Origin of the sequence: Terracoccus luteus, from assembly GCF_003635045.1 — a bacterium.
Taxonomy (GTDB): domain Bacteria; phylum Actinomycetota; class Actinomycetes; order Actinomycetales; family Dermatophilaceae; genus Terracoccus; species Terracoccus luteus.
Map to the genome: position 1 here is coordinate 2,709,956 of NZ_RBXT01000001.1, position 21,619 is coordinate 2,731,574.

Below are 21,619 nucleotides of genomic sequence, written 5' to 3' on the forward strand. Positions count from 1 at the left end.
GGGCGACGCGGACGGAGGGCGTCCCTCGGCGGGGAGCGGCTCAGGCCCCGTGCCGGGTCGAGTTCGCGTCGATGGCGTCGTGCACGTACTGCGCGAGCCCGGGCTCGAGCTGCTCGAACGTCGCGGTGAAGCGCGGGTCGCCGACGTAGAGCTCGGCGAGGTTGCGGTGCCAGGCGTGCGACACGTCGTAGAACCGTTCCTCGATGTGGCGACGGTGGGCCTCGGCGGCGTCCATCGCGGCGTCGCCGTCGGCGGGCACGCCCGACCGCTTGGCGGTGACGAAGGCGGCGTTGACGGCATCCGCCTCCTGCTTGACCTGCGCCCAGTCGGCCTTCGTGTAGCGGCTCGTGCGCGCCTGCGACTGGCGCCACTGGTCGGTCTCGCCCCAGCGCTCCTGCGCCTCCTGCTGGTACTCGTCCTTGAAACCGTCGCCGAAGAGCTCCTTGAGGTCGTCGGTCGTGGCGGGGGTGTCGGTCATCTCTCTCTCCAGTGCTCGGTCGATGGCCGCGACGAGCTCGGTGAGCTCGCCCAGCCGGGACATGACCGTGGCGCGTTGACGCCGCAGGTGCTCGGCCGCGTCCTCGCCGCCGTCGAGCAGCTCGGCGATGCGGTCGAGGGGCAGCTCGAGCCGCCGGTAGACGACCACCTGCTGCAGCCGCGCGAGGTCGTCGCCGGTGTAGAGGCGGTAGCCCGCCGCGGTGCGCCCGCTCGGCACGAGCAGCCCGATCTCGTCGTAGTGGTGCAGCGTGCGCACCGTGACGCCGAACCGCTGGGCCACCTGGCCCACCGTCAACGGCTCCACCGTCGTGCCCACCTGCAGCGTCCTCCCGGTCATGAGACGAGCGTGGCCCCTCACGTCGCGTGAGGGTCAAGCCGGCGGCAGGCACGTCCACGACGGCCACGTCGAGGATGCCGGGAACCGCACTCCCGCAGGCCCGCTCGCCCCCAGCCTAGGCCGGCACCCACCCCCTAGGGTGAGGTGCGTGCACCGTCGCCTCGCGCTCGTCCGCCGCCCGTCGCCCTCGCTCGCCGACGGGATCGTCACGCACCTCGAGCGAGCGGCGTCGGTCGACGCGGACCTCGCCCTGCGCCAGTGGCAGGAGTACGTGGCGGTGCTGCAGCGCAGCGGCTGGCAGGTCGTGGAGGCGCCCCCGGCCGACGACTGCCCCGACGGCGTCTTCGTCGAGGACCAGGTCGTGGTGCACGGCGACGTCGCCGTCCTCTGCCGCTCGGGGGCACCCGAGCGGCGGCCGGAGCAGGCCGGTCTGGCAGAGGTGCTCGAGGGCCTCGGGTACCGGACGGTCGCGGTCGAGGCGCCGGCGACGCTCGACGGCGGCGACGTCCTCAAGCACGGGCCAGACGCGTGGGTCGGGGTCGGCGGTCGCAGCGACGAGGCCGGCGCGGCCCGGCTGGCGGCGGCCCTCGAGGGGCACCGCGTCACGGTGCGCCCGGTCCGTGGCACCCGGGCCCTGCACCTGAAGTCGGCCGTGACGATGCTGCCGCTGGGCGCCGCCATCGGCTGGGAGCCGGCCGTCGCCGACCCGTCGGTGTGGCGCGAGTTCGTCTCCGCCCCGGAGGAACCCGGAGCGCACGTCGTGCTCCTCGGCGGCATGTCCCTGCTCATGTCGGCGGCCGCGCCGCGGACCGCCAACCTGCTGCGGGGCGCCGGACACGACGTCACCCTCGTCGACATATCCGAGTTCGAGAAGCTCGAGGGCTGCGTCACCTGCCTGTCGGTGCGCCTGCGCGGCTGAGGGCGCAGCGCGACCGGGTACGTCTCCGGCGGACGACGGGTGGGCAGGTGGGTGGGCGGTCGGCGGCGCCGACACAGGTGCTGGCCCTCTGTTACGGTTGTTAAGCAGGTGAGCAACCGACCTAGCGAAAACCGTCAGACCAAGGAGCCGTCATGAGCACTCTCACCCGTTCCGACCAGGTGCGGCGCATCGTCGTCGTGCTGGCGGAGGTCTTCTGCGTCGTGGGCACCCTCGTCGGCGTGGGCGTCCTCGGCACCGAGGTGTCGTCGACCTCCGGCGGTGCGCTGTCGGCCGACGCCACCCTCGTCGCCCCGGCCACCACGGCCTTCTCGATCTGGACGCCGATCTATGTCGGCCTGCTCGGCTACACCGTCTGGCAGTTCCTGCCCCGCAACGCCACCCGCGAGCGCATCCGCTCGACCGGCTGGCTCGCCGCGGCCTCGATGGTCCTCAACGCCGGCTGGCTGCTCGTCACCCAGCAGGGCTGGATCTGGGGCAGCGTCGTCGTCATCCTCGCCCTGGCCGTCACGCTCGGCCTGCTCATGCAGCGCCTGCACCGCGAGCCCGCCCGCGACACCGTCGAGAAGGTGCTCGTCGACGGCACCTTCGGGCTCTACCTCGGCTGGGTCGCCGTCGCCACGTGCGCGAACGTCACGGCGGCCTTCGTCAGCTCGGGGGTGCAGCTCGGCGCCACCGCCGACCAGGTCGCCGCGGTCGTCGTCGTGCTCGTCGCCGGCGCGCTCGGCGTCCTCTTCGCCATGCGCTTCGGCGGCCGCTGGGCCGTCGCCGCCGCGATGGCCTGGGGCCTGGCGTGGATCGCCGTCGGCCGCCTCACCGACCAGCCCCGCTCGACCGCAACCGCCGTGGCCGCCCTCGTCGCCGCCGTCGTCGTCGTGGCCGCCGCGGTGCGGTACCACCGGGGCGACGCCGTCGCGCAGGCCCCCTCGCGCCGCCGCTCCCCCGCCACCGCCTGACCCGTCGAGAGGACGCCTGGCCCCCGTCGAGTGGTCACCCGGCCGTCGCTCGGCAGGGGGTCGGCGCACCGGCGTCGCCCGGGCCCGGCAACTAGGGTCGGCGCATGAGCCGCACCCCCAGCTGTGACGTCGTCGTCGTCGGTGCGGGCCTCGCCGGGCTGGCCTGCGCCCGCCGCCTCACCGGGCTCGGTCGCGAGGTCGTCGTGCTCGAGGCGTCGGATGCCGTGGGCGGCCGGGTCCGCACGGACGTCGTCGACGGGTTCCGCTGCGACCGCGGCTTCCAGGTGCTCAACCCGGCCTACCCGGCGGTCGAGCAGCTCGTCGACGTCGACGCGCTGGCGATGCGCTCGTTCGGCGCGGGGGTGCTCGTCCGCCGCGGCGACAGGCTCGTCACCGTGGCCGACCCCCGGCGCGAGCCCCGGCTGCTCGGCGCGACGCTGCGCAGCGGCTACGTGCGACCGCTCGAGCTCGTGGCCCTCGCCCGGTGGGCCGGGCAGGCCCTCGTCGCCCCCGGACGCTCCAAGCGTGGCCGCGACCGGTCGCTCGCCGGCTCCTTCGACGACGCGGGCGTGACGGGCCGGCTGCGGCACGAGGTGCTCGAGCGCTTCCTCGACGGCGTCCTCGTCGAGAGCCGCGGCGAGACCTCCGCCACCTACGTCAGGCTGCTCGTGCGCAGCTTCGCCCTCGGCCGGCCGGGGGTGCCCGCCCTCGGCATGCAGTCGCTGCCCGAGCAGCTCGCCGCCCCCCTCGCCGACCGCGTGCAGCTCGATCGCCCCGTCGAGACGGTCGAGCGCGCCGAAGAAGGCTGGACGGTACGCGCCGCCGGGGCCACGACGACGGCCCGCGCTGTCGTCGTCGCCACCGACCCCCTCACGGCCGCCGACCTCACCCCGCTGCCCGCACCGGCGGTGAACGGGCTGACGACGTGGTGGTTCGAGGCACCCGAGCCGCCCACCCGGCATCCGCTCGTGGCCGTCGACGGGGACCGGCTCGCGGGCGGCCGCCCGCGCGGACCCGTCGTCAACTCCACCGTCATGACGAACGCCGCGCCCACCTACGCACCGCAGGGTCGCCACCTTGTCGAGGCGACGACGCTGCACGGCGAGGGACCGGCGTCGGAGGCGCAGGTGCGTCCCCACCTCGCGACCCTGTGGGGCAGGCCGACGACCGACTGGCGCGTCGTCACGAGGCACGACGTCGACCTCGCCCTCCCGGCCTTCCCCGCCGGCCGGCCGCTGCGCTCACCCGTCGACCTCGGCGACGGCCGCTTCGTCTGCGGCGACCACCGTGACACGCCCTCGATCCAGGGCGCGCTCGTCTCGGGCCGCCGCACCGCCGAACGGGTGCACACGGCCCTCGGCTGACGCCACCGCGAGATCAGATGCCGGCCGGTGGAGGTTCGTCGCTGGCCACGCAGCCACCACGATCCTCCACGGGCCTCCGACGCGCGCGCGGCGAGGCCCGGTCGTGGCCGCATCTCGCAGCATCGCCACAGGGTCGTCAGAAACTTATTCAAGAAAGTTGTGCAGAAGTGCATCCGAACTGATGCGTGCGGCGGAAGAGGGGGCAAGGACCGTCGCCGACGACGGGCCCCTCCCCCAGGAAGGACCCCCGCATGATGAAGAAGCGCCACCTCGTACCGCTCACGGCCGCGCTGGCCGGGGCGCTCGCGGTTCCCGCGGCCCTCGCTGCGCCTGCCTCGGCAGTGACCGTCACCCGCGCCACCGCCGCCTCCGACACCGGTACGACCAGCCTCGCCGAGGTGCTGCTCGCCGACGGCGACGAGTTCGACGGCAACTGGCAGGACTACGACATCCTCACCCAGGCCGTGCTCGCGGTCCTCGCGGCCAAGCCCGACAGCCCCGTCAAGGTGCTGACCCAGGGTGACGTCGCCCTCACCGCCTTCCTCCCCAGCGACCGCGCCTTCCAGGGCCTCGCCAAGGACCTGACGAAGCGCGGCTACGGCACCGAGCAGAAGGTCTTCGACGCCCTCGTCGCAGCCGTCGGCGTCGACACCATCGAGCAGGTCCTGCTCTACCACGTCATCCCCGGCGCCACGATCGACTCCAAGACCGCGCTGAAGTCCGACAACGCCGTGCTCACGACGGCCCTGCCGGGCGCGACGATCAAGGTCGACGTCCTCTCCCGCTTCCTCAAGCTCGTCCAGCTCAAGGACGCCGACCCCAACGACGTCAACGCCTTCCTCAACTACCGGGCGCTCGACATCAACAAGGGCAACGCGCAGATCGCCCACGGCGTCACCTCCGTCATGCGCCCGGCCGACCTCTGACCGGTCCGGCCCACCGGCACCACACCTGCACCACTCCTGCACCACAGCTCGGCGCGGCTCCCCCGGGACCCCGCCACCCGGCATCCGCCACCCGGCGCCGTGCCAGCACCCCGAGAAATCGCAGAACAGCCCCGAAAGGCAGCCCTCACCATGAAGACCGTCCGTATCGCCGCCGTCACGATGCTCGCCCTCGCCCCCCTTGGCATGGCCACCACCGCCCACGCCGCCGGCGAGTCCGCCGTCTCCGTCCTGCACGCCGTGCCGGGCGCCACCGTCGACGTCTACGCCAACGGCAAGGCCCTGCTCACCGACTTCAAGCCCGGCACCCTCACCGACCCGGTGATGCTCGCCGAGGGCAGCTACGACCTCAAGGTCGTCGCGGCCGGTGACGGAGCCGACGGCAAGGCCATCGTCGAGGCCAAGGACGTCGCCGTCCCGGCCGACGCCAACATCACCGTCGTCGCCCACCTCACCGCCGACGGCGCCCCGGCGCTGACGCCCTACGTCAACGACACCTCGAGCGTCCCGGCCGGCCAGGCCCGCCTGACCGTGCGCCACGACGCCGCGGCCCCGGCCGTCGACGTCCGCGCCAACGGCGAGGTCGCCCTCAAGGGCCTGACCAACCCCAAGGAGGCCAAGGCGGTCGTCCCGGCCGGCACCATCTCGGCCGACGTCGTGCTCGCGGGCACCGACACCGTCGCCATCGGCCCGGCCGACGTCAGCCTCAAGGAGGGCACGAACACCATCGTGTACGCCTGGGGCAGCGCGGCCGACAAGAACCTCATGCTCGCGACGCAGGTCGTCGGCGGCATGAGCTCGGCGCCGGGTGGGGTCAACGCGGGTGGCAGCGGCCAGGCCGCCGCCGCCTCGAACGAGGCCGGTCGCTACCTCGCCATCGCGGGGGCGGCTGCCCTCGCCGGTGGGGTCGTGCTCGTCAGCCGTCGCAAGGCGACCCGCTGACATGAGCACGACAGGCTCGCGCGGGAGGGTGGTGGCTGCCCTGTCCGCCGCCCTCCTCGCGGGCTCGCTCACGGCGTGGGTCACTCGCCCGGCGGCGAACGCCGACGGCCTCCACGGGCCGTCGCTCGCCCATCCGAGCCAGGCGGTGACGTCGACGACCACGCCGGCACGGGGTGGCACGGCCGGTGACAGCTCCCCGGCCGTGCCACCCACGGGTGACACGCGGGCGGATGCCGGGTCGTCGGCATCGCCCGACGCCCGGGTCCCTCGGGGCTCGGGCACCACCCCCCTGCTCGGACGGCCGCTGGCCCAGGCGCCCGCCTCGACCGCCCCCGTGCCGACGCGCTTCCGCATCGACCGGCTCGGCATCGACATGCAGGTGCTGCCCGAGGGGGTGGCCCGTGACGGCGAGATGGCGCTGGCGCCCGACCCGGCCGACGTCGGCTGGTACCGCTACGGGCCTCGACCCGGTGACGCCCAGGGCGCCGCGGTGCTCGCCGCCCACGTCGACAACGTCGGCTACGGCGTGGGTCCGCTCGCCGCGCTGCACACCCTGCGCGACGGCGACGTTCTCACCGTCGTCTCCGGAGGCCAGACCCGCCGCTACGCCGTCGAGAGCGTCGACTCGATCGAGAAGACGACGCTCGACCTCGGCGCCCTCTTCACCCGCTCCGGCCCCCCGCGCCTGCACGTCGTCACCTGCGGCGGGACCTTCGACCAGGAACGTCGCCGCTATGACCGCAACGTCGTTGTCGTGGCCGTACCGATCCGCTGAGCACGGCGTCCGCTGCTTTAGGGTGGGCCCCGTGCACGTGCACGACGACCCCGAGCTCGGCCCCGCCCCGGCGGACACCCGGCCCGACGCCCTGACCGACCCGCCCGTCGACGACGACAGCGCGCGGCTCGCCGCCGACCTCGCGGCCGGCTCCCAGGACGCCCTCGCCGCCATGTACGAGCGGTGGGGCTCGCTCGTGCACACCATCGCCTACCGCGCCCTCGGCGACCGTCACGACGCCGAGGACGTCACCCAGCAGGTGTTCGTCTCGGCCTGGAACGGCCGGCACAGCCTGCGACCGGAGGCCGGCTCGCTCGGCGCCTGGCTCGTCGGCATCACCAAGCACCGCATCGCGGACCTGCGCACCCAGCGGTACCGGGCGCACCGTAACCTGCAGGCGGTGGCGGCCGAGTCGGTGACGCGGCCGACCTCGGTCGACGACGACCTGGCCGAACGGCTGCTCATCGTGCACGAGCTCGAGCGCATCGGCGATCCGCGGGCGACCGTGCTGCGAATGGCTTTCATCGAGGACCGCTCGCACGACGACATCGCCCGGGCCCTCGAGCTGCCCCTCGGCACGGTGAAGAGCCACGTGCGCCGGGGTCTGACCCAGCTGAGACGACGACTTGAGGAGGTGCGACGTGCGACACCCTGACGACTCCGAGCTCGTCGACGCCGCCTTCGCCGGCACGTCGCCGAGCGACCCGAGCGACGCGGAGCGGGTCACGCTCGCGCACGTCGCCGAGTGCGACCGCTGCCGCGCCACCGTCGACGACGTCCGCCGCGTCGCGGACCTGCTGCGAGACACCACAGCCGAGGATGCCCGGTGGCTGCCTTCCCCGGACACCGTGTGGGCGGCCGTGGCCGCCCGTCTCGACAGCCCGGCATCCGGTGGCGTGGGCGGCGACCCCGAGCCGGGGCTGCCCCCGGCCACCCGCCCCACCTCGCCCACCCCGCCCACCCCGACGCGCACGCAGCCCGACGAGCTCGCGGCCCGGCGCGAGCGCACCCGCTCGCCCCGGCTCGTGGGCTGGGCGGCCGGGATCGCGGCGGCCGGGCTCGTCATCGGCCTGCTCACCGGGCGGGCGCTGTGGCGCGAGCCCGCACAGACCGCGCCGACCACGGTGGCCCAGGTGACCCTCGACACCCTCGACACCCGGCAGCGTGGTGGTGAGGCGAGCGTCGTGCGCACGCGCACCGGCGTCGACCTCACCGTCGACACGACGACGCCCCTCGACGCGGGCGACGGCTACCTCGAGGTGTGGCTCATCAACCGCGACCTCAAGCGCATGGTGTCGGTCGGCGTGCTCCGCGGCGAGGGGACCGCGAGCTTCCCGATCACCCAGAGCCTCATCGACCAGGGCTACACCGTCGTCGACATCTCCAAGGAGCACTTCGACGACCAGCCGGCGCACTCCGGCGACAGCCTGCTGCGCGGCTCGTTGCCCGCCTGAGTCCCACCCCGGCGACCCGGCTGACCACCCGCCTGACAACCCGGCTCGCGGGGCGTCCGCCCGCTGCGTGACAATCTCTGCCATGGCCAAGCCACGCGCCATCCCCCGCTTCCTCACGCGTCGAGGCCACGATCTCACCGTCGAGGACGAGCGGGGACGTCGCCACCAGGTCACGATCGAGAAGGTCGACGCCGAGCCCGACGACGGCGTCCGGGTGACGAAGGACGACGGGGCCTTCGCCTTCGGCTACTGCAAGAGCTGCGACTGGACCGGCCCGGCCCGTCGCGCACGCGAGAAGGCCCGCAAGGACGCCACCGCCCACCAGGACGACTGCCCGAAGAAGGGCAAGGTCCGCATCGGCGTCAGCGACGACGACCTGCGCTGACCCGTCCGGCTCCGCGGCCGGTCAATCGACGAGCGCCCGCATCGCCGCCGCCGCGCCGCGGAGGTAGCGCTCGACGAGATCGCGCTGGTCGTCGTCGAGCTCGTTGTCGACCTCGGCCAGCCCCGCGAACATCGGCTGCAGGCGGGCGATGACCTCGGCGCGGCCGGAGTCGGTGATGACGACCTCGGTGCGCCGCCCGTCGCCGGGATGGGCGCGCCGCTCGGCGTGCCCGTGCCCCACGAGCCGGTCCACGACGCCCGAGCTCGCGGCCGAGGTCACGCCGAGGGCCTTGGCCAGCTCGACGGGGCCCATCGGGCCCCGCATGAGGTGGCGCAGCGAGTGCAGCTCGGACGTGCTGAGCCCCGCCTTCTTGGCCATGGCGGCGGGCACCGTCTCGGCGAGGCTCACCAGCTCCTGGAGCGCGACCAGGGACGGGCTCATGCGGAAGCCCGGTGCGCCGGCCGACGCCGTCGGCTTGGCCCCCTCGGGCCACGGCGGACCGGGCCGGCCGGCGGCCCCGGCACTCGCGTCGGTCCGCGAGGTGCGATCTGAACTGGTAATGTCACTCACCTACTTAGTAATCTCTTGAGTAACCGTCTGAGCATCTTAACGGAGGTACCCGTGTCCGCAGTTGCCGATCGTGTCACCCGCACGATCACCCGCACCCGGTGGGCGGTCGTCATCGTCCTCGTCGCCTTCGCCGGGGCCCTCACCGCGGTCGCGGCCGTGGGCGAGGCCACGCGCACGAGCACGTCGGTCGACGCCCTGCCCATCGGCTCGGACAGCGCTGCGGCCCTCCAGCTTCGCGACCGCCTCCCCGCGGCCGAGGGATCGACCGCGGTCGTGCTCTTCGCGAAGGAGTCGGGCACCCTGAGCGGCGCCGAGCTGGCCACGCTGCAGCAGCGCTTCTCCTCCCTGCCGGATGCCGGTCGCATCCCGTTGCAGCGCAGCGAGGACGGCACCGCCGCCGTGGGCGTCGTCCCCGTCGCCCAGTCGGACGCCACCGGGGTCGCCGACGTCGTCGGCGAGCTGCGCACCGCCGCCCGGGCTGACCTGCCCGACGGGGTCACCGCCCAGGTGACCGGACCGGCAGCCATCCAGGCCGACCTCGCTGCGGTCTTCGACGGCGCCAACGTGCGCCTCCTCGCGGCGACGGCCACGGTCGTCGCGCTGCTGCTCATCATCACCTACCGCAGCCCGGTCCTCTGGGTCGTGCCGCTCGCCGTCGTCGGCGTCGCCGACCGCCTCGCCGCCGTCGTCTCGACGCACGTCCTGTCCGTCCTCGACGTCACGTGGGACGAGTCGACGATCGGCATCCTCTCTGTCCTCGTCTTCGGCGCCGGTACCGACTACGCCCTGCTGCTCATCTCCCGCTACCGCGACGAGCTGCGCCGGCACGCGAGCCGTCACGAGGCGATGGCCCTCGCGCTGCGCCGCACCGCCGAGGCGGTCGTCTCCAGCGCCGTCACGGTCGTGCTCGGCCTGCTGACCCTCATGCTCTCGCTCTTCCCGGCGACCCGCGGCCTCGGCCTCGCCTGCGCCGTGGGCGTCGTCATCGCCGCGGCCTTCGTGCTCGTCGTCCTCCCGGCGCTGCTCGTGCTCTTCGGTCGCTGGGTCTTCTGGCCGCGCATCCCCCGCGAGGGCGAGAGCTCGCTCGCCGACGGCCACTCCCTCTGGCGCCGCGTGGGCGACCGCGTCGCCGCCCACCCCCGCCGCTTCATCGCCGTCACCCTCGTCGCGCTCGCCGCCATGGGCGCCGGCGTCGGCTTCGTCAGCGTCGGCCTCTCGCAGTCCGACCAGTTCCTCACCAAGCCCGAGGCGATCTCCGCGAGCGAGCGCCTCGGCCGCTCCTTCCCGGCCGGCTCGGCCGACCCCGCCGTCATCGTCACGACGGCGTCGGCGGATGCCGTCAAGGCCACCACCGAGTCCGTCCGCGGTGTCGACTCGGCCCGCGTCACGGCATCCGAGGGCGGGGTGAGCGAGGTCGACGCCGTGCTCGCCGCCGGCCCGGGCACCGACGCGGCCGCCCAGACGGTGCGTGACCTGCGGGCCGCGCTCGCCGTGCACCCGGGCACCCACGTCGCCGGCACCGAGGCGCAGACCCTCGACCAGGACGACGCGAGCAGCCGCGACCGCGGCCTCATCCTGCCCGTCGTGCTGGGTCTGGTCCTGCTCGCGCTCGTCGTGCTGCTGCGCTCGGTCGTCGCGCCGATCGTGCTCGTCGCCACGGTGCTCGCGACGTTCGTGGCCAGCCTCGGCGCGTCGTGGTGGATCTTCACGCAGGTGTTCGGCTTCTCGGGCCTGGACAACAGCGCGCCGCTCTACGCCTTCGTCTTCCTCGTCGCGCTCGGCGTCGACTACAACATCTTCCTCGTCAGCCGGGCCCGTGAGGAGTCGGCCCGGCACGGCGCCCACGAGGGGATGCTGCGCGGGCTCGCCGCGACGGGCGGGGTCATCACGAGCGCCGGCATCCTGCTCGCGGCCGTCTTCGCCGTCCTCGGCGTGCTGCCGCTCGTCGTGCTGGCCCAGATCGGCGTCATCATCTGCGTCGGCGTGCTGCTCGACACCCTCGTCGTGCGCACCGTGCTCGTGCCGGCCATCGCGCTCGTGCTCGGCGACCGGTTCTGGTGGCCCCGGCTCGTGCAGCCCGGGCGTCACGAGGCCGGCACCGGCAAGGCCTGAGCGACGACGCGGCGACGGGCGCTCCCGAGGCGTCCGGCACCGTCCCGAACGCTCGACAAAGGCTTGACAGCCCGGTGAGGGCGCCGCAGAATCGAGACGTCGGTCGCGGTGGCGCCCCCTCCCCCATCCGCACCACGCGGCCGGCAGCACCGAGAGGTGACAGCACAGGAGAGCACCACCCGGGCCGCCCTGCGGCCCACGTGACACCACGACGCGACCGGACCCCCTGCCGGCCGACGTCGCCGATCGGGCCACGAGCCGGAGTCCCCCCTCCCGGCCCGTGGCCCGATCAACGTCCTGCGTGTCAGTCACCGAAGGCGGCCCCGGCCCCGCCCGGTGTCAGCCGGTGTCAGGACGTCGGCGCGGCCGTCACCCCGGCGAGGCGCTGCCACGTGTCGACGACGGTGTCGGGGTTGAGCGACAGCGAGTCGATGCCCTGCTCGAGCAGCCACTGCGCGAGGTCGGGGTGGTCGGACGGGCCCTGCCCGCAGATGCCGACGTACTTGCCCTGCTCACGACAGGCCTTGATGGCAGCGCTCAGCATGAACTTGACCGCGGGGTCGCGCTCGTCGAACCCGCCGGCGACGAGCGCGCTGTCGCGGTCGAGGCCGAGGGTCAGCTGCGTCATGTCGTTGCTGCCGATGGAGAACCCGTCGAAGTGCTCGAGGAACTGGTCGGCGATGACCGCGTTCGAGGGCAGCTCGCACATCATGATGACCTCGAGACCGTTCTCGTGGCGCCTGAGGCCGTTGCGGCCGAGCAGCTCGACGACGCCCTTCGCCTCGGTCAGGGTGCGCACGAACGGGATCATGACCTTGACGTTGGTCAGGCCCATCTCGTCGCGCACGTAGCGCAGCGCCTCGCACTCCATGGCGAAGCACTCCGCGAACTCCTCCGAGAGGTAGCGGGCCGCGCCGCGGTACCCGATCATCGGGTTCTCCTCGTGCGGCTCGTAGTTCGAGCCGCCCACGAGGTTGGCGTACTCGTTCGACTTGAAGTCGGACATGCGCACGATGACGGGGTGCGGCGCGAACGCGGCGGCGAGCATCGAGACGCCCTCGGCGACCCGGGTGACGAAGTAGTCGCGCGGGCTGTCGTAGGCGGCGGTCGCCGCCCGCACCTCGTCGGCGAGCTCACCGGTGAGCGAGTCGGCCTCGAGCAGCGCCTTGGGGTGGATGCCGACCTGGCGGTTGATGATGAACTCGAGGCGGGCCAGGCCGATGCCCGCGTTGGGCAGCCGGCTGAAGGCGAAGGCCTGGTCGGGCGTGCCGACGTTCATCATGATCTTCACCGGCAGCTCGGGCATCGAGTCGAGGGTCGTCGTCTCGACGTCGAAGGGCAGGATGCCGTCGTAGACAATGCCGGTGTCGCCCTCGGCGCACGAGACGGTGACCTCCCGGCCGTCGCCCAGCCTGGCCGTCGCGTCACCGGTGCCGACCACGGCCGGGATGCCGAGCTCGCGGGCGATGATCGCCGCGTGGCAGGTGCGACCGCCGCGGTTGGTGACGATGGCCGAGGCGCGCTTCATGATCGGCTCCCAGTCGGGGTCGGTCATGTCGGCGACGAGCACCTCACCCGTCCGGAACTCGTGCATGGCCGCCGCCGAGGCGAGCACGCGCACCGGGCCGGCGCCGATCTTCTGGCCGATGGCACGGCCCTCGACGACGAGCGGTCCGCTGCCCTTGAGCCTGAAGCGTTGCGTCTGCGACGCGCTCGCCCGCGACTGCACCGTCTCGGGGCGGGCCTGCAGGATGTAGAGCAGTCCGTCGGTGCCGTCCTTGGCCCACTCGATGTCCATCGGCCGCTGGTAGTGCTCCTCGATGGCGAGCGCGTGCCGGGCCAGCTCGGTCACCTCGTCGTCGGTGAGGCTGAGCAGTCCGCGTCGCTCGAGCGGGACGTCGACGAACTCGGTCGTGCGCCCGACGGTCGCGTCGTCGGTGTAGACCATCTGGGTGGCCTTGCTGCCGATGCCGCGCTTGAGGATAGCGGGCCTCCCGGCGCGCAGCGCCGGCTTGTAGACGTAGAACTCGTCGGGGTTGACGGCCCCCTGCACGACCGCCTCACCGAGCCCGTACGACGACGTGACGAACACGGCATCCGTGAACCCCGACTCGGTGTCCATCGTGAACATGACCCCGGAGGCGCCGGTGTCGGAGCGCACCATGCGCTGGATGCCGGCCGAGAGGGCGACGGCCTCGTGGGCGAACCCGTGGTGCACGCGGTAGGCGATGGCCCGGTCGTTGTAGAGCGAGGCGAAGACCTCCCGGATGGCGGTGAGCACCGCCTCGATGCCACTGATGTTGAGGAAGGTCTCCTGCTGCCCGGCGAAGGAGGCGTCGGGCAGGTCCTCCGCCGTCGCCGACGAGCGCACGGCGAACGAGGCGTCGGCGTGGTCGGCGGCCAGCTGCTCGTAGGCGCCGCGGATGTCGGCCTCGAGGTCCGGCGGGAAGGGCTGGGCCACGACGAGCTCACGGATCTCGCGGCCGACCTCGGCGAGGCGGGTCACGTCGTCGGTGTCGAGACCCTCGAGGCGGCTCTCGATGCGCTCGGCCAGCCCGGTCTCGCCGATGAAGCGGCGGTAGGCGTCGGCCGTCGTCGCGAAGCCGGGCGGGACCCGCACGCCGGCGTCGGCGAGGTTGCTGATCATCTCGCCGAGCGAGCTGTTCTTGCCGCCCACCTCCTCGAGGTCGGCCAGCCCCAGCTCGGTGAACCAGGCGACGTTGCGGCTCGTGCCCACGGCGGGGTCGGTGGCGGGATCGGTGGCGGGATCGGTGGCGGGGTCGGTGGTGGTGGCGCTCGGATCGGTGGGGGTGGCGCTCATCGGTGATCCCTTCGGTGGACGGACTGCATGATGACGGTGGCGATCTCCTCGACCGAGCGGGTCGCGGAGCTGATCGTGGGGATGCGGTGGTTCTGCAGCAGCGCCTCGACCCGGCGGACCTCCCAGGAGCACTGCTCGCGCGAGGCGTAGCGCGAGCCGGGGCTGCGGGCCTCTCGCACCTGCTGCAGGCGCTGCGAGGTGGTCGTGATGCCGTAGCAGCGGTCGCGCATCGAGCGCACCGGGGCCGGCAGCTCGGTCTGCTCGAGGTCCTCGTCGACGAGGGGGTAGTTGGCGACGAAGAGCCCGTGCTGTAAGGCGAGGAACATGCTCGTCGGCGTCTTGCCGCAGCGTGACGGCCCGAGCAGGATGATGTCGGCCTTGTCGAGGGCGCGCATGCTCTGGCCGTCGTCGTGCTCGATCGCGTACTCGATCGCGGCCATGCGGTCGTTGTAGCGCTTGACGTCGCCGAGGCCGTGCATCCGCCCCGGCGCCCGCACGCCCTGCCGGCCGAGCACGCTCTCGACCCGGGCCATGTGGAGGTCGAAGAAGTCGATGAGCGGGCAGCGGGTGCGGTGCAGCTCGTCGCGGATCTGGGTCTCTGCGGTCGTCGAGAAGGCCAGCGGCGTCACCGGGCCGTCGGCCGCCGCGTCGAGCACGGCCACGACCCGTCGGGCCTCCTCGACCGTCGTGATGAAGGGGAAGAGCTCGCGCTCGAAGGTCAGCTCGGGGAACTGGATGAGCAGGGCGTTGCCGAGGGTCTCGGCCGAGATGCCCGTGCTGTCGGACACGAAGAAGATCGGCACCACCGGCGACGGGCCGGGGGCACCGGTCCCGGCAGGGGTGCGGGTGGGTGCGGTCATGGGTCCTTCTCGACGCGACGGTGGGGCGAGGCTGACGAGATGGAGGGTAGCGGGCTCACCGAGGGCGGTCCCCGGACCGCGACGTGGGCTACACCACGCCCGTGTCGTTGGTCACGGGGTACCGACCGGTAGCGGCCTCGGTGCGGCGCGGAACGTCGTCGGCGCGTGGACGGCCGGCTGTGACCGCTCAGTCGTCGGTCGAGGCCGGGAGACCGAAAACCGTTCTGTGCCAGGCCTTTCGGGCGACAGCCGTGCGATCGAGCATGACGTGCTTGACGACGGTGTACTCCTCGAAGGAGTACGACGACATGTCCTTGCCGAAGCCGGACTGCTTGAGACCGCCGTGCGGCATCTCGCTGACGATCGGTATGTGGTCGTTGACCCACACGCAGCCGGAGCGGATCTCGGCGGTCGCCCGCATGGCGCGGTAGACGTCGCGGGTCCAGACCGACGCCGCCAGCCCGTAGACGGTGTCGTTGGCGAGGGCGATCGCCTCGTCGTCGGTGTCGAACGGGGTGACGGCGAGCACGGGCCCGAACACCTCGTCGGTGAAGAGCTCGTGCTCGGGCCGGATGCCGGTGACGAGCGTGGGCAGGAAGTAGCTGCCCCGCTCGAGCCGCCGCCCGAGGTCGCCACCGGGCAGGCCACCGGTGACGACCGTCGCGTAGCCGCGGGCCCGCTCGACCATGGCCGCGACGCGGTCGCGGTGGGCCGACGAGACGAGGGGGCCCAGGTCGGTGTCGGGGTCGTCGGTGGGGCCGAGACGCACCTGGGCGGAGAGGTCGGCGACGCCCTGCACGAACCGGTCGTGCAGCGACCGGTGCACGATGGCCCTGGTGGCGGCGGTGCAGTCCTGCCCGGTGTTGATGAGGCTGCCGGCCACGGCGCCGTGCACGGCCGCCTCGAGGTCGGCGTCGTCGAAGACGACGAACGGAGCCTTGCCGCCCAGCTCGAGGTGCACGCGCTTGGCCGTCCCGGCGGCGGCCTCGAGCACCGTGCGGCCGACCCGGGTCGAACCGGTGAAGCTGACCATGTCGACGTCCGGGTGCCGCAGCAGCGGCGCCCCCGCCTCCTCGCCCGTACCGACGACGACGTTGACGACGCCGTCGGGCATCCCCGCCGCCGTCGCGGCCTCGGCGAACATGATGCTGGTCAGCGGGGTGATCTCGGCCGGCTTGAGCACGACCGTGTTGCCGGCCGCGACCGCGGGGAGGATCTTCCAGGCGGCCATCTGCAGCGGGTAGTTCCACGGCGAGACCGACCCGACCACGCCGACCGCCTCGCGCCGGATCATCGAGGTGTGGTCGGGTGAGTACTCGCCGGCCGCCTGCCCCTCGAGGTGGCGTGCGGCGCCGGCGAAGAACGCGACGTTGTCGACGGTGCCCGGCACGTCGAACTCCCGGGCGAGGCGGATGGGCTTGCCCGCCTGCCGGCTCTCGACCCGGGCGAGGCTCTCCGCCTGCTCGGCGAGCACGGCGGCCCACCGGGTCAGCACTCCCGACCGCTCGGCGGGGGTCGCGCGCGACCACTCGGGGAAGGCCCGCCGGGCCGCGCCGACGGCGCGGTCGACGTCACCGGCATCCGCCATCGTCACCGTCTCGACGACCTCGCCGGTCGACGGGTCGGTGACCTCGGCGGTGCGGCCACCGGTGGCGGGGCCGACGGCCCCGTCGATGAACTGCGACATCGGTTGCGTCCTCGGGGGTGGGTGGGGCGGTGGTCCGCGCTCAGGCGAGGGCGGCGAGCGTCTCGTCGACGACCTGCAGGCCGGTGGCGACCTCGGCGGGCGTGACGACGGCGGGCGGCACGACGTGGAGGCGGTTGTCGGCCGTGAAGGGCAGCACACCGCGCTGCAGCAGCTCGCCCTTGAGGCGGCCCATCCAGGCCGCGGTCACCGGCTCGCGCGTCTCGGCGTCGGAGACGAGCTCGACCGCCCAGAACACCCCGCGGCCGCGGACCTCGCCGATCACCTCGTGCTTCGCGGCGAGCGCGGCGAGGCCGGGGCCGAGGTGCGAGCGCCCGATCTCGGCCGCGTGCTCGACGATGCCCTCCTGCTCCATCGCGTCGATGCTCGCGACGATGCTGGCGGCGGCGAGGGGGTGGCCCGAGTAGGTGAGGCCGCCGGGGAACATGCGGTCGTCGAAGTGGCGCGCCACCCGGTCGCTGATGAGCACGCCGCCGACGGGCACGTAGCCGGAGTTGACGCCCTTGGCGAAGGTGACGAGGTCGGGGACGAGGCCCTCGGCGTCGAAGGCGAACCACTCACCGGCGCGGGCGAACCCGGCCATGACCTCGTCGAGGATGAGCAGGATGCCGTACCGGTCGGCGATGGCGCGCACGCCGGCGAGGTAGCCCGGCGGGGGGACGAGCACCCCGGCGGTGCCGGGGATCGTCTCGAGGAGGATGGCGGCGACGGTGCTCGGGCCCTCGCACTGCACGATGCGCTCGAGGTGCTGCAGCGCCCGCTCGCACTCCTGCTCGGGCGTCGTGGCCCAGAACTCGGAGCGGTAGAGGTAGGGGCCGAAGGCGTGCACGTGGCCGGTGGCGTACTCGTTGGAGACCCGGCGCCAGTCGCCGGTCGCGACGATGGCCGCGCCGGTGTTGCCGTGGTAGCTGCGGTAGCGCGAGATCACCTTGTCGCGTCCGGTCACGAGGCGGGCCATGCGGATGGCGTTCTCGTTGGCGTCGGCGCCGCCGTTGGTGAAGAAGACCTTGTCGAAGCCGTCGGGGGCGTGCGCCGTGATGCGGGCGGCCGCCTCGCCGCGCATGTCGTTGGCGTGGGCCGGCGCCACGGTGGTCAGACGACCGGCCTGCTCGCGGATCGCCTCGACGATGCGCGGGTGCTGGTGCCCGATGTTGACGTTGACGAGCTGGCTCGAGAAGTCGAGGTAGCGGCGACCGTCGAAGTCCCAGACGGTGCTGCCCTCGCCGCCGGCGATGACCATGGGGTCCAGGGCGCCCTGCACCGACCACGAGTGGAAGACGTGGCGCCGGTCGAGGGCGTGGGTCGACTCGTTGTCGTTGACGGGCAGCGCGCCGACGGTGTGGGTGGTCATGCTGGCTCCTCGGGCGGGTCGGGTGGTCTCCCGATCATGCCCCGGCCGGGCCGGGGCGGCTGTGCCAGAGTGGTGCGGTGACCGGCCCGACGACGACGAAGTGGCGCGTGACCCGTCGCGGACGCCGGCTGCCGGGGTCGGACTCGGCGCCGCGGCGACGTCCGCGGGGTGGGCGCTGATGCCGACGACGCTGCGGCGTCTGGTCGCCGACCGCCGTTTCCACCTCACCCTCGTCACGGCCGCGCCGACGCCCACGGCCGCGCCCGCGCCCGCGCCGACAGGCGACCGGCCGGACGACACCACCGGCGCGCTCGACGCCCCCGTGACGTGGGCGCACAGCTCGGACCTGCCCGACCCGACGCCCTGGCTCGAGCCGGGCCAGCTGCTGCTCACCGACGGGGCCCAGTTCGAGACAGTGCTGGGGGTCGGCCGCACCGACGACACCGGGGTCGCCGACGTCGACCCCCGCTTCGCCGACGACTACATCCGGCGGCTGGTGCGGGCCGACGTCCTCGCCCTCGGGTTCGCCGTCGACGTCGTCCACGCCGCCGTGCCGCCCGCCCTCGTCGCCGCGTGCGCCGCGCACGGCCTGCCGCTGCTCGAGGTCGGCGGCCGCACCCCCTTCATCGCCATCGTGCGACACGTCGCCGAGGTGCTCGCGACGGAGGCCCGCGAGCGCCTCGACTGGTCGCTGCGGGCACAGCGCTCCCTCGCCCGCGCCGCCCTGCGGCCCGACGGCCTGAGCGCGGTGCTCGGCGAGCTCGAGCGGCAGCTCGGCTGCTGGGTGGCGCTCTACGACGCGGCCGGGCACCGGGTGCCCGTGCGCACGCGCCGCGACGTCCCGGCATCCGCGACCCCGGCGCTCGACGAGGCCGTGCACGCCGTGCTCGCCCGAGGGGTGCGGGCGGCCACCCGGCTCGGCGACCTCGGCGGCGGCTCGGGTGGGCTCGACGTCACGCTGCAGACCCTGGGCTCGCGCGGGCGGCTGCGGGGCGTGCTCGCCGTCGGCGCCCCCGTGCCGCTCGACCCGGCGGCCGCGGACCTCGTCACGAGCGTCATCGCGTTGGCGAGCATCGCGCTCGAGCAGAGCCGCGCGCTCGACGCCGCGCGGCGCAGCCTGCGCTCGGGGCTGCTCGAGCTGCTGCTCGCCGGCACCCCCGACGTCGCGGCGGCCACGGCGCGGCGCGTGTGGGGCGGCTTCCCCACCGGCGGGCTGCGGGTGCTGGCCTGTGCGGTTGAGGGCCCGTCGGCCGACCTCGTGCTCGACGACCTCGAGATCACCGCGGCCGACCGTCGGGGGCGGGTCTTCTTCGCCGAGCAGGCCGGCGGGCCGCTGCTCGTGCTCGCCGGCCCCACCGACGTCGACGACGTGAGCGACGTGCTCGTCGGCCGGCACGGGCTCCGCGTCGGGGTGTCGGGCGCCGGCAACACCGAGGGCCTGGCCCGGCTCGTCTCCGAGGCCGGTCGGGCGCTCGAACGCACCACCGCCCCAGCCCCGCTCGCGCACTTCGACACCCTGCACGGCGAAGGGCTGCTCGGCGTGCTGGCCGGTCACGGTGGCACGGAGGTCGCACGGCGTGTGCTGGCCCCCCTGCTCGCCAGCCCCGACTCCGATGAGCTGCTGCGGGCGGTGCGGGCCTGGTGCGAGCACAACTGCGCGTGGGACCCGGCCGCCCGCTCCCTCGGCATCCACCGCCACACCCTGCGGCACCGGGTCGGCGACGCCGCCCGGCTGCTCGGGCTCGACCTCGACCGGTTCGACGACCGCGTCGAGCTGTGGAACGCCCTGCGCCTGCACGACCTCGCCACCTGAGCCGGACGACCCGGCACCGTGCGGACGCCCGCACACGTCGCGGACGCGACCACACGGCATCCGGTGGGCGCGGACCCTCGGCCGCGGCAGGTGTCGGCGAGGTGTGCGGGCGTCTCCGACGGGGGCGGATGCCGGTGGCCTCCCCGCGCGGGAGGCCACCGGCATCCGGTCAGCTCGTCTGCGGGAAGCCGAGGTTGATGCCGCCGTGGCTCGGGTCGAGCCAGCGGCTCGTGACGGCCTTGGTCTGGGTGTAGAAGCGCACGCCCTCGGCGCCGTGGGCCTTGGTGTCGCCGAAGAGCGAGGCCTTCCACCCGCCGAACGAGAAGGTGGCGACGGGTACGGGGATCGGCACGTTGATGCCGACCATGCCGACCTGCACCTCGTTCTGGAAGCGCCGGGCGGCGCCGCCGTCGTTGGTGAAGATCGCCGTGCCGTTGCCGAAGGCGCCGCTGTTGACGAGCGCGACGCCCTCCTCGTAGCTGTCGACGCGCACGACCGAGAGCACCGGGCCGAAGATCTCCTCGGTGTAGACCCGGCTCGTCGTCGGCACGTGGTCGATGAGGGTCGGGCCGAGCCAGAAGCCGTCGGCCTCACCGTCGACCTCGACGCCGCGGCCGTCGACGACGATCTTGGCGCCGTCGGCCTCGGCCACGTCGAGGTACCCGGCGACCTTGTCGCGGTGCTCACGGGTGACGAGCGGGCCCATGTCGCAGCCGCGCCGGCCGTCGCCGACCGTGAGCGTCTCCATGCGCCCACGGATGCGGGCCACGAGGTCGTCGGCGACGGGCTCGACCGCGACGACGACGCTGATGGCCATGCACCGCTCCCCCGCCGAGCCGAAGCCGGCGTTGATGGCGCTGTCGGCGACGAGGTCGAGGTCGGCGTCGGGCAGCACGAGCATGTGGTTCTTGGCGCCGCCGAGAGCCTGCACCCGCTTGCCGTGCTTGGCCCCGACCTCGTAGACGTACTGGGCGATCGGCGTCGAGCCGACGAACGAGACCGCCCTCACCTCGGGGTGGGTCAGCAGGCCGTCGACGGCCTCCTTGTCGCCGTGCAGCACGGTGAAGACGCCGTCGGGCAGACCGGCCTCCTTCCACAGCGCGGCGAGCCAGTTGGCGGCCGACGGGTCCTTCTCGCTCGGCTTGAGCACGACGCAGTTGCCGGCGGCGACGGCGACGGGGAAGAACCACATCGGCACCATGGCCGGGAAGTTGAAGGGCGAGATGATGCCGACGACGCCGAGCGGCTGACGCAGGCTGTAGACGTCGACGCCGGTCGAGACCTCCTCGGAGTACTCGCCCTTGAGGTGGTGGGCCAGCCCGGTGGCGAACTCGACGACCTCCTGGCCGCGGCTGATCTCGCCGAGCGCGTCCGAGAGCACCTTGCCGTGCTCGGCCGTGATGATCTCGGCGAGCTCGCCCTTGCGGGCGTTGAGCAGCTCGCGGAAGGCGAAGACCACCGACTGCCGCTTGGCGAGCGAGGTGTCGCGCCAGGCCGGGAAGGCGGCGGCGGCGCTCGCCACGGCGGCCTCGACGTCCTCGGCGTCGGCGAGGGCGACCCGCCTGGTCTCGGTGCCGAGCGCGGGGTCGTACACCGGCGCGGTGCGCGGGCCGTGGCCGGCGCGCTCGGCGCCGTCGACCCAGTGGGTGACGACGGGCAGGGACTGCGACGACGGCGACGACTGCGACGACTCTGACGACTCTGACGGCTGCTGCGACATGACCTCACCGTAGGCACCGGCAGCCCGTCATGGTCGTGCCAGTCCGTCGACGCGGTGCCGGTCGCACCGACAACC

General features: G+C 73.6%; 18 protein-coding genes. 11 read left to right on the forward strand and 7 right to left on the reverse strand.

What is annotated here, in order from left to right; all coding sequences use genetic code 11:
* Nucleotides 1–40: 40 nt before the first annotated feature.
* Complete coding sequence (locus tag DFJ68_RS12305) at nt 41–835, reverse strand: MerR family transcriptional regulator (protein ID WP_211333354.1); 795 nt, start codon at nt 833–835, stop codon at nt 41–43.
* Nucleotides 836–983: 148 nt separating this feature from the next.
* Between DFJ68_RS12305 and ddaH the strand changes: the two genes are divergently transcribed.
* The 9 genes from ddaH (at nt 984) to DFJ68_RS12350 (ending at nt 8,592) form a co-directional block, all read left to right on the forward strand.
* Nucleotides 984–1,754 carry a dimethylargininase gene (gene ddaH / locus DFJ68_RS12310; RefSeq protein WP_211333355.1) on the forward strand — a complete coding sequence of 257 codons (771 nt, stop codon included), beginning with the start codon at nt 984–986 and terminating at the stop codon, nt 1,752–1,754.
* A gap of 152 nt (nt 1,755–1,906) precedes the next feature.
* The gene (locus tag DFJ68_RS12315) at nt 1,907–2,728 is read left to right on the forward strand and encodes a TspO/MBR family protein (RefSeq protein WP_121033603.1); all 822 of its coding nucleotides are present in this window, start codon (nt 1,907–1,909) and stop codon (nt 2,726–2,728) included.
* 104 nt (nt 2,729–2,832) lie between these two features.
* Complete coding sequence (locus DFJ68_RS12320) at nt 2,833–4,092, forward strand: NAD(P)/FAD-dependent oxidoreductase (protein ID WP_121033605.1); 1,260 nt, start codon at nt 2,833–2,835, stop codon at nt 4,090–4,092.
* Nucleotides 4,093–4,343: 251 nt separating this feature from the next.
* Entirely contained in the window at nt 4,344–5,018 is a 675-nt protein-coding gene (locus DFJ68_RS12325) for a fasciclin domain-containing protein (RefSeq protein ID WP_245963620.1), read from the forward strand.
* Between the two features lie 150 nt (nt 5,019–5,168).
* Nucleotides 5,169–5,978 carry a DUF4397 domain-containing protein gene (locus DFJ68_RS12330; RefSeq protein WP_121033607.1) on the forward strand — a complete coding sequence of 270 codons (810 nt, stop codon included), beginning with the start codon at nt 5,169–5,171 and terminating at the stop codon, nt 5,976–5,978.
* Between the two features lies 1 nt (nt 5,979).
* The gene (locus tag DFJ68_RS12335; RefSeq protein WP_121033609.1) at nt 5,980–6,753 is read left to right on the forward strand and encodes a class F sortase; all 774 of its coding nucleotides are present in this window, start codon (nt 5,980–5,982) and stop codon (nt 6,751–6,753) included.
* A gap of 31 nt (nt 6,754–6,784) precedes the next feature.
* The gene (locus DFJ68_RS12340; protein WP_245963621.1) at nt 6,785–7,408 is read left to right on the forward strand and encodes an RNA polymerase sigma factor; all 624 of its coding nucleotides are present in this window, start codon (nt 6,785–6,787) and stop codon (nt 7,406–7,408) included.
* Nucleotides 7,395–8,207 carry an anti-sigma factor gene (locus tag DFJ68_RS12345; RefSeq protein ID WP_121033613.1) on the forward strand — a complete coding sequence of 271 codons (813 nt, stop codon included), beginning with the start codon at nt 7,395–7,397 and terminating at the stop codon, nt 8,205–8,207. The genes DFJ68_RS12340 and DFJ68_RS12345 overlap by 14 nt, the downstream gene beginning before the upstream one ends.
* Nucleotides 8,208–8,289: 82 nt before the next feature.
* A complete protein-coding gene (locus DFJ68_RS12350; RefSeq protein WP_211333356.1) occupies nt 8,290–8,592 on the forward strand; it encodes a hypothetical protein in 303 nt (100 codons plus the stop codon).
* A 21-nt stretch (nt 8,593–8,613) separates the two neighbouring features.
* Here the strand turns inward: DFJ68_RS12350 and DFJ68_RS12355 are convergent, their stop codons facing one another.
* Nucleotides 8,614–9,033, reverse strand: a complete 420-nt coding sequence (locus DFJ68_RS12355) for a MarR family winged helix-turn-helix transcriptional regulator (protein ID WP_121033615.1) — start codon at nt 9,031–9,033, stop codon at nt 8,614–8,616.
* Between the two features lie 180 nt (nt 9,034–9,213).
* On the opposite strand from DFJ68_RS12355, the gene DFJ68_RS12360 reads away from it, so the two are divergent.
* Complete coding sequence (locus tag DFJ68_RS12360; protein WP_121033617.1) at nt 9,214–11,274, forward strand: MMPL family transporter; 2,061 nt, start codon at nt 9,214–9,216, stop codon at nt 11,272–11,274.
* A 349-nt stretch (nt 11,275–11,623) separates the two neighbouring features.
* Here the strand turns inward: DFJ68_RS12360 and ppsA are convergent, their stop codons facing one another.
* From ppsA to DFJ68_RS12380, 4 genes are all read right to left on the reverse strand, one after another.
* Entirely contained in the window at nt 11,624–14,095 is a 2,472-nt protein-coding gene (ppsA, locus tag DFJ68_RS12365; RefSeq protein ID WP_121033619.1) for a phosphoenolpyruvate synthase, read from the reverse strand.
* Nucleotides 14,092–14,955, reverse strand: a complete 864-nt coding sequence (locus tag DFJ68_RS12370; protein WP_121033621.1) for a pyruvate, water dikinase regulatory protein — start codon at nt 14,953–14,955, stop codon at nt 14,092–14,094. The genes ppsA and DFJ68_RS12370 overlap by 4 nt, the downstream gene beginning before the upstream one ends.
* A 187-nt stretch (nt 14,956–15,142) precedes the next feature.
* The gene (locus DFJ68_RS12375) at nt 15,143–16,642 is read right to left on the reverse strand and encodes a gamma-aminobutyraldehyde dehydrogenase (protein WP_121033623.1); all 1,500 of its coding nucleotides are present in this window, start codon (nt 16,640–16,642) and stop codon (nt 15,143–15,145) included.
* 40 nt (nt 16,643–16,682) lie between these two features.
* On the reverse strand, nt 16,683–18,011 hold the full coding sequence (locus tag DFJ68_RS12380) for an aspartate aminotransferase family protein (RefSeq protein ID WP_121033625.1): 1,329 nt from the start codon (nt 18,009–18,011) through the stop codon (nt 16,683–16,685).
* A gap of 178 nt (nt 18,012–18,189) precedes the next feature.
* Here DFJ68_RS12380 and DFJ68_RS18135 point away from each other — a divergent pair, with 178 nt between their 5' ends.
* The gene (locus tag DFJ68_RS18135) at nt 18,190–19,824 is read left to right on the forward strand and encodes a helix-turn-helix domain-containing protein (RefSeq protein WP_170165761.1); all 1,635 of its coding nucleotides are present in this window, start codon (nt 18,190–18,192) and stop codon (nt 19,822–19,824) included.
* A 169-nt stretch (nt 19,825–19,993) separates the two neighbouring features.
* Here DFJ68_RS18135 and DFJ68_RS12395 read toward each other — a convergent pair whose 3' ends face one another.
* Nucleotides 19,994–21,544 (reverse strand): CoA-acylating methylmalonate-semialdehyde dehydrogenase, encoded by a 1,551-nt coding sequence (locus tag DFJ68_RS12395; protein ID WP_121033628.1) that lies wholly within the window; start codon nt 21,542–21,544, stop codon nt 19,994–19,996.
* Between the last annotated feature and the right edge of the window lie 75 nt (nt 21,545–21,619).